At 69.4% G+C, this 7,743-nt stretch carries 8 protein-coding genes and 1 pseudogene; 2 read left to right on the plus strand and 7 right to left on the minus strand.

Annotation, left to right across the window (positions count from 1 at the left end; translation table 11 throughout):
* From I0Q12_RS33315 to I0Q12_RS20085, 4 genes and pseudogenes are all read right to left on the minus strand, one after another.
* A pseudogene (locus I0Q12_RS33315) lies at positions 1-196 on the minus strand (2'-5' RNA ligase family protein); the annotation flags it as partial.
* The gene (locus I0Q12_RS20075) at positions 196-1,443 is read right to left on the minus strand and encodes an RNA polymerase sigma factor (RefSeq protein ID WP_197253904.1); all 1,248 of its coding nucleotides are present in this window, start codon (positions 1,441-1,443) and stop codon (positions 196-198) included. The gene I0Q12_RS20075 and the pseudogene I0Q12_RS33315, both read right to left, overlap by 1 nt.
* A 2-nt stretch (positions 1,444-1,445) precedes the next feature.
* Positions 1,446-1,856, minus strand: coding sequence for a YciI family protein (locus tag I0Q12_RS20080; protein ID WP_231611059.1), 411 nt, complete (start codon positions 1,854-1,856; stop codon positions 1,446-1,448).
* Between the two features lie 122 nt (positions 1,857-1,978).
* The gene (locus tag I0Q12_RS20085) at positions 1,979-2,734 is read right to left on the minus strand and encodes a CPBP family intramembrane glutamic endopeptidase (RefSeq protein ID WP_197253907.1); all 756 of its coding nucleotides are present in this window, start codon (positions 2,732-2,734) and stop codon (positions 1,979-1,981) included.
* Positions 2,735-2,941: 207 nt separating this feature from the next.
* On the opposite strand from I0Q12_RS20085, the gene I0Q12_RS20090 reads away from it, so the two are divergent.
* Positions 2,942-4,639, plus strand: coding sequence for a fumarate hydratase (locus I0Q12_RS20090; RefSeq protein ID WP_197253909.1), 1,698 nt, complete (start codon positions 2,942-2,944; stop codon positions 4,637-4,639).
* A gap of 66 nt (positions 4,640-4,705) precedes the next feature.
* Here I0Q12_RS20090 and I0Q12_RS20095 read toward each other — a convergent pair whose 3' ends face one another.
* Complete coding sequence (locus tag I0Q12_RS20095; RefSeq protein ID WP_197253911.1) at positions 4,706-5,098, minus strand: hypothetical protein; 393 nt, start codon at positions 5,096-5,098, stop codon at positions 4,706-4,708.
* Positions 5,099-5,143: 45 nt separating this feature from the next.
* Positions 5,144-5,602 (minus strand): carboxymuconolactone decarboxylase family protein, encoded by a 459-nt coding sequence (locus tag I0Q12_RS20100; protein WP_197253913.1) that lies wholly within the window; start codon positions 5,600-5,602, stop codon positions 5,144-5,146.
* Between the two features lie 75 nt (positions 5,603-5,677).
* Here I0Q12_RS20100 and I0Q12_RS20105 point away from each other — a divergent pair, with 75 nt between their 5' ends.
* On the plus strand, positions 5,678-6,583 hold the full coding sequence (locus I0Q12_RS20105; protein WP_197253915.1) for a sigma-70 family RNA polymerase sigma factor: 906 nt from the start codon (positions 5,678-5,680) through the stop codon (positions 6,581-6,583).
* A 105-nt stretch (positions 6,584-6,688) separates the two neighbouring features.
* Here I0Q12_RS20105 and I0Q12_RS20110 read toward each other — a convergent pair.
* Positions 6,689-7,743: MFS transporter (locus I0Q12_RS20110; RefSeq protein ID WP_197253917.1), on the minus strand; the 1,055-nt coding region annotated here is incomplete at its 5' end.

Raw genomic sequence — 7,743 nt, forward strand, 5'->3', positions numbered from 1 at the left:
CCGCCAGCGTCTCGACAGCGGCCGCGACCTCGTCGACGACGAAGGTCCGCAGCACCGCATAGGACAGGTGCGGGACGTGACGGCGGTGGGTGTGCGTGAGCAGCGTGGGAATGTCGAGGTCCTCGAGCCTGTCCCACAGGCGGCGCAACGCGCGTTCGGTTTCCCTGTCGAAGAGCAGGCACACCGCGAGAGCCATCAGCCGAGACGTTCGGCTCGCGCGTACAGATACCGCTGCTGGGGCAGGCTCGTGGCGCGTCGCGCGGCCTCGCCGTATTCCGCCCGGGCTGCCGCCTCGTCGCCCAGCATCTCGAGCAGATGCGCCCGCACCGCATGGAACCGCCGGCCGTCCGCGACACGGTCGTCAGCAGCGAGCCGCGCGAGGAGGTCGAGCCCATCCTCGGGACCGCGTGCCATCGCGACGGCGACGGCGTGATTGAGCGCGACGACGGGGTTGTCCGACATCCGCAGCAGCAGTTCGTAGAGCCGCACGATCTGCGGCCAGTCCGTCTCCTCCGCACGAGACGCACGATCGTGCACCGCGGCGATCGCGGCCTGGAGCTGGTACGGGCCGGCTTCGCGGCGGCGAAGTGCCCCAGAACGAAGTGCCCCGGCAACCAGTGCCGTGCCCTCGGCGACGGCGTCGCGATCCCACAGCGAGCGGTCCTGCGCGTCCAGCGGGATCAACGCTCCGTCGGCGGACACCCGCGCGCCGCGCCGCGCGTCCGTCAGAAGCATCAATGCCAGCAGTCCCGCCACCTCGGGGTCGGACGGGAGCACCCTGTGGACGATGCGGGCCAGCCGGATCGCCTCCGACGACAGGTCGTGGCGGACGAGGTCCGTGCCCGAGGTCGCGGCGTAGCCCTCCGTGAAGATCAGGTACAGCACGTGCAGCACCGCTGCGAGTCGCTCGGCGTATCCGTCGGCCGCGGGCATCCGGAACGGCTCGCCGCTGTCCTCGATACGTTTCTTCGCGCGGCTGATCCGGCGGGCCATCGTGTCCTCGGAGGTCAGGAACGCCCGCGCGATCTCCGCGGTGGTCAGGCCGCCGACGGCCCGCAACGCGAGCGCGACCTGGGATGCGGGCGTCAGCGACGGGTGGCAGCACAGGAACAGCAGCACGAGCGTGTCGTCGGAGGGGACGTCCGCATCCGCCGCGGGTGCTCGCCATCGATCGGACGGTGTCCATTGCGTGACGACATCCTCGCGGCGCCGCCGCGCCTGCTCGCTGCGCAGCAGGTCGGTCAACCGTCGTGATGCGACGGTGACGAGCCACGCCCCCGGATCGTCCGGAAGCCCCGAGCGCGGCCATCCGGTCGCGGCCGCCAGCAGCGCTTCCTGCACCGCGTCCTCGGCCAGGTCGAAGCGCCCGTAACGCCGGACGACCGCACCGAGGACGCGCGGCGCTTCGTTGCGCAGCACGTCCTCGAGCGCGGTGTCGTGCATGTCTACGGTTCGGGTTCCGGGGGCACGCCTTCGTCGATGGGACGGACGTCGGCGTAGGCGGCGGCACGGACATGCGGCGGCGCCGGGCACTCGGCGAGCCGGAGCGCGATCTCGGTGGCGCGGTCGAAGCTGTCGCACTCGACGATCCAGTAACCGGCGAGCACTTCCTCGGACTCGGCGTACGGCCCGTCGGTCACGAGCGCGCCGGGCCCGACGCGCCGGGTGTGGACGGGCGCGGCCAGTCCCCGGGTCTCGACGAGTTCGCCGGAGGCCTCGAGTTCGGCATTGAACTTGGTCATGAACTCGGCCATGGCCGCGAAGTCCTCCTGCGACCATGCGGGCGTCCCCGTGCTCTTGCCCGCCATGCCGTCGTAGTCCTGCTGGGTCCCGTAACTCTGGATCATGAATTTCATGGCCGTTCCTCCTCCGTGGCACCCCGGATGGGTGCTGCATCGGATACGTCGGAGCCGGTGACCCCGTCCGGACACAGTCCTGAAGAGAAATTATCGGCGAATGCGGGAGACTTCGGTGCCGATCAGGCCACGGTCACGTGCCACACCAGCGCGGCCGCGAGCGCACCGACGCCGTTGAGCGACCAGTGCAGCGCGATCGGGGCGAGGATGCTGCCGCTGCGACGACGCAGCCAGGTGAAGACGAATCCGGCGGCCGCGGTCGCGACGACGGCGCCCGCGATGCCGAGGACCTGCCCCCACACGCCACCGCCGAGCACTGCGCTCAGGCCCGCGTTCCCGGAGGTGAGGCCGAGCGACGACGCGATGTGCCACAGGCCGAACAGCAGCGAGCCGGCGGCGAAGACGCCGCGGGCGCCCCACGCGCGTTCGAGCGCGCCGTGCAGGACGCCGCGGAAGGCGAGTTCTTCCGGGATCACCGTCTGCAGCGGAATCACGATCATCGATGCGACGAGGGCACCGGAGATGGTCGCGTACCGCTCGGACAGGAAGAACTGCCGGGTGAACGGCAGCGCGATACCGACGGCGACGACGCCGACGACGAGCCCGATGGCCCCGAGCGAGTAGAGCGTCCCGCGCTTCCAGTGCCGGGGCGACAGTCCGAGTTCCGACCAGCGCATTCCGCGGTGCCGCATCATCGCGACGAGCACGAGCGCGGCGATGGGCACGGTCGCGATGGACGCCCACACGGTGGTGAAGTGGGCCACCATGTTGGTGGCGACGAGCACGGCGACGACGACGAGAACGTCGAGCCACGCGTGAGCGCGGTGGAGGCGTACGAGACCCGCGGCGACTCCGCCGGGCATATTCGCGAGAAGCATCCCCTCCAGTGTACGGATCGCGGGCCCGTCGCGGCATGACGCACATCACTGCAACGGGGTACCACCCGTCACCGAGAGCCGGAAAACCGCAGGTGACGCACGTCACTTCGCGATCGGGAATCGTCTGGGTCACACGCCCCGTTGTCAAGGTCTTGCGTCGTCGCCGCTAGCCTGTTAGCCGAACCCAGCCCCTCTCCAGGAGAAATCATGGCCGACTTCCTCTACGAGGACCTGCTGCCCATCGGGGAAGACCCCACCGAATACCGGCTGCTGACCAGTGAGGGGGTGTCCACCGTCGAAGGACCCGACGGCCGCACCTTCCTGAAGGTCGAACCCGAGGCTCTCCGCCTGCTCACCGAGACCGCGCTGCACGATATTTCCCACTACCTGCGCACGGATCACCTGAAGCAGCTCGCCAGCATCCTCGAGGACCCGGAAGCGTCGAACAACGACAAGTTCGTGGCCCTGGATCTCCTGAAGAACGCGAACATCGCCGCGGCCGGCGTGCTCCCGATGTGCCAGGACACCGGCACCGCCATCGTCATGGGCAAGCGCGGCCAGCACGTGCTCACCCCCGGCGACGACGAGGAGTCGATCGCGCGCGGCGTGTACGACGCGTACACGAAGCTGAACCTGCGCTACTCGCAGAACGCTCCCCTGACCATGTGGGACGAGAAGAACACGGGCAACAACCTGCCCGCCCAGATCGAGCTGTACGCGGACACCGCGAAGGGCCACGAGAACTCCTACAAGTTCCTGTTCATGGCCAAGGGCGGCGGATCGGCCAACAAGTCGTACCTGTACCAGGAGACGAAGGCCATCCTGAATCCGGACTCGATGATGCAGTTCCTCGAGGCCAAGATCCGCTCGCTCGGCACCGCCGCGTGCCCGCCGTACCACCTCGCGATCGTCGTCGGTGGCACGTCCGCCGAGTTCGCGCTCAAGACCGCGAAGTACGCGTCGGCGCACTACCTGGACGAGCTGCCCACCGAGGGCGCGATCACCGGCCGCGGCTTCCGCGACCACGAGCTCGAGAAGAAGGTCTTCGAGCTCACCCAGAAGATCGGCATCGGCGCGCAGTTCGGCGGCAAGTACTTCTGCCACGACGTCCGCGTGATCCGCCTCCCCCGCCACGGCGCGTCGCTGCCCGTCGCGATCGCCGTGTCCTGCTCGGCGGACCGCCAGGCGAAGGCGAAGATCACCCCCGAGGGCGTGTTCCTCGAGCAGCTCGAATTCAACCCGGGCCGGTTCCTGCCGGAGATCACCGACGAGCGCCTCGATGCCGAGACCGACGGCGTGTCCGGCACCGGCAAGGGTGCCGCCGTCAAGATCGATCTGACCCGGCCGATGCCGGAGATCCTGGCCGAGCTGTCCAAGCACCCGGTCAAGACCCGGCTGTCGCTGACCGGACCGCTGGTCGTCGCCCGCGACATCGCGCACGCCAAGATCAAGGAACGGCTCGACGCCGGCGAGGAGATGCCGCAGTACCTGCGCGACCACCCGGTCTACTACGCGGGTCCGGCCAAGACCCCCGACGGCCTGGCGTCCGGCTCGTTCGGCCCGACCACGGCGGGTCGCATGGACTCGTACGTCGAGCAGTTCCAGGCCGCGGGTGGCTCGATGGTGATGCTCGCGAAGGGCAACCGCTCCAAGCAGGTCACCGACGCGTGCGAGAAGCACGGCGGCTTCTACCTCGGCTCGATCGGCGGCCCGGCCGCCCGCCTGGCGCTGGACTGCATCAAGAGCGTCGAGGTCGTCGAGTACGAGGAACTCGGCATGGAGGCGGTCTGGAAGATCGAGGTCGAGGACTTCCCGGCCTTCATCGTCGTCGACGACAAGGGCAACGACTTCTTCGCCGGTACCGGCGAGGTCACGCTGACGATCGGTAAGCGCCCCGGCCTCTGATCGGTTGCACCCCAACGCATCCGCGGACCGTTTCGGTTCGCGGATGCGTTGTTTCGTCTGCGGCCGTCAGGCGCAGGCCGCGCACGGCTCGGTGCGGGAGAGCACCGCGGGTGCCTGCGCGACCACGTCCTGCAGGAACCGCACGACGGTGGCCGCCGAGGCGGGTTCTCCGGGCTTCAGCACCGCGCACAGGGCCCGGCAGACGTCGGGGTCGAGCGCGGGTTCGGCCCGGAAGTTGGTGCCGAGCGCGAGCGTGAGCGGTCCCGGAAGCCGGGGCGAGCGGATCTCGAGTGCCGCGCCCGCGTGCCCGTCGGTCAGGCAGACGTCGAAGCGCGCGACGTCGGCGTCGTGCTCGAAACGGACGGTCCGCACGCGGTTGTGACGCATCTGCCGGTACAGGGGTCGCAACCCGCCGAGGACCAGGGGGCGGATCGTGACCGAGTTCCTCTGGACGTTCATAATTTGGAATTATTCCAGATTATGTCGAGGGCCGGCAACCGTCCCTCACAGCACTGCCGCTCCCGCCACCTGCTTCACCGAGGCATTGATCCGATTCCAGACGTTGATCGTCGCGATCTGCACGATCAGCGCCGCGAGCTGCTCCTCGGTGTAGAGATCGGCGGCCGCGTCCCACACCTCGTCGGGAACCGGGTCCGGCCGGTCCGCGAGCCGGGTGACCGCCTCGGTCAGCGCCAGCGCCGCGCGTTCCTCGTCCGTGAAGTACGGGGATTCGCGCCAGGCGGCCACCGCGAACAGCCGCTCGGCCGTCTCGCCGTCCTTCAACGCGAGCCGCGGGTGCAGATCGACACACACGCCGCAGCCGTTGATCTGACTGGCCCGCAGGTGCATCAGATGCAACGTCTTCACGGGAATGTCGACGTCGTCGGTGGACTGTCCGAGCGCGTGGATCGCCTGCATCGCCGCGGGCAGGACCATCACCGGGTTCTTCATCCGAGCCTGCATCGGTTCGCTCCTTGTCACATCGGGTTGTTCCGGTTCGTCACTACATCGACGGAGCAGGGCGGAAGGATGTGACAGATGAGCGACGAGGATTTCCTGGCGCGGCAGTTCGAGACCCACCGAACCCACCTGTGGTCCGTCGCCTTCCGCATGCTGGGCTCCGGGGCGGACGCCGACGACGCACTGCAGGAAACGTGGCTGCGGCTGAGCCGTTCCGACACCAGTGAAGTCGCCAACCTCGCCGGCTGGCTGACCACCGTCGTGAGCCGTGTATGCCTGGATCAGTTGCGGGCCCGCCGATCACGATCCGAGGTCTCCCTCGACGATCCCGATCACCCCCGGGAGCCCGCACTCCCCCAGCCTGCAACCGGGCCGGAACACGAAGCGGTCCTTGCCGATTCCGTCGGAGTCGCGATGCTCGTCGTCCTCGACACCCTCAGCCCGGCGGAACGGCTCGCGTTCGTGCTGCACGACATGTTCGGTGTGCCGTTCGACGAGATCGCCCCGATCGTCGACCGGGCCCCGGCCGCGACCCGGCAGCTCGCCAGCCGCGCGCGACGCCGGGTCCAGGGCGCGACCCTCACCCCATCGGACCTGTCGCGTCGCCGGCAGGTCGTCGACGCGTTCCTCGCCGCCTCCCGGGAAGGCCGGTTCGACGACCTGCTGACGCTGCTCGACCCCGAGGTGCGCCTGCACGCCGACGACGCCGCGGTCGCCGCCGCGCACCACGCCGCCGCGGCCGGGGCGCCCCTGCTCGAACGCGAACTGGTCGGGGCCAAGGCGGTGGCCACCGCGTTCTCCGGACGCGCCCGGAAGGCGCAGACCGTCCTCGTCGACGGCATGCCCGGCGCGGCCTGGGCACCCGGCGGCATCCCGCGGTCCGTGTTCGTCTTCACCATCGACGACGGCCGGGTCGCAGCGATCGACGTGGTGGTCGATCCCGAGGAGATCGCCGCGCTCGACATCGTGTTCGTCGACAACTGACGTCGCCGCGTCCCCCTACCTTTTCCGAGCGAGCGGTACATTCGATCGATCGAAGGAGACGAGCGATACATTCGCTCGGACGCGCGGAGCGCACACCGCCGACGGTCAGGCGTCGAGCACGGTCCCCGCCCGCTCCGGCAGGGTGTAGGCCGCGACCGCGGCGACGGCGAACGCGGCCGCGAACACCCCGAACACGAGCCCGTTCCCGCCGTGCAGCAGCCACGGCACCATGAGCGGCGCGAGGATCGACGCGATCCGGCCGAACGCCGCGGCGGCGCCGGTGCCGGCCCCGCGCACCGACGTCGGATACAGCTCCGGCCCGATCGCATACAACGCGCCCCACGCGCCGAGGTTGAAGAACGACAGCATCATTCCCGCCGCGACGATCGTGGTCGGAGTGTCCGCGAGCCCGAACAGTCCCGCCGCGACCGCCGAGCCGACGAGGAACGTCGCGAGGGTCGCGCGGCGGCCCCACACTTCGATCAGCCAGGCCGCGACCGCGTAGCCGGGTAGCTGCGCGAGCGTGATGATCAGGGTGTATTCGAACGACTTGACCAGGTCGAAGCCCTGATTGACGAGCAGGCTGGGCAGCCAGATGAACGCGCCGTAGTACGACAGGTTGATGCCGAACCACACGATCCACAGTGCCGCGGTGCGCGCCCGCAACCGCGGGGACCAGATGGATTCCGCGACGACGGGTGTCGGCTCCACAACCGGTTCGTCGATCGGGGGCGTGGCGACGGCGACGCCCGCCGACCGCTCGAATGCCCGTACCGCGGATTCGGCCTCGGCGAATCGACCCTTCCGCTCGAGGAACCGCACCGATTCGGGAAGGCCCAACCGCACCACGACGGCGTACAACGTCGGGACGACACCGGCGAGCAGTGCCCAGCGCCAGCCGTCGTCGTTGATCGGCACGACGAAGTAGCCGATCAGCGCGGCCATGATCCAGCCGACCGCCCAGAACGCTTCGAGCGCCACCACCACGCGACCCCGCACCTTGCGCGGCGCGTACTCGCTGACCAGCGTCGATGCGACCGGAAGTTCCGCCCCCAATCCGAGTCCGACGACGAACCGCAGCACCAGCAGCACCGCGACCGATCCGGCCAGCGCCGACGCACCGGTCGCCAGGCCGTAGACGAGCAGCGTGGTCGCGAACA

It is taken from the genome of Rhodococcus sp. CX, from assembly GCF_015865005.1.
In the GTDB taxonomy this organism is placed as follows: domain Bacteria; phylum Actinomycetota; class Actinomycetes; order Mycobacteriales; family Mycobacteriaceae; genus Rhodococcus.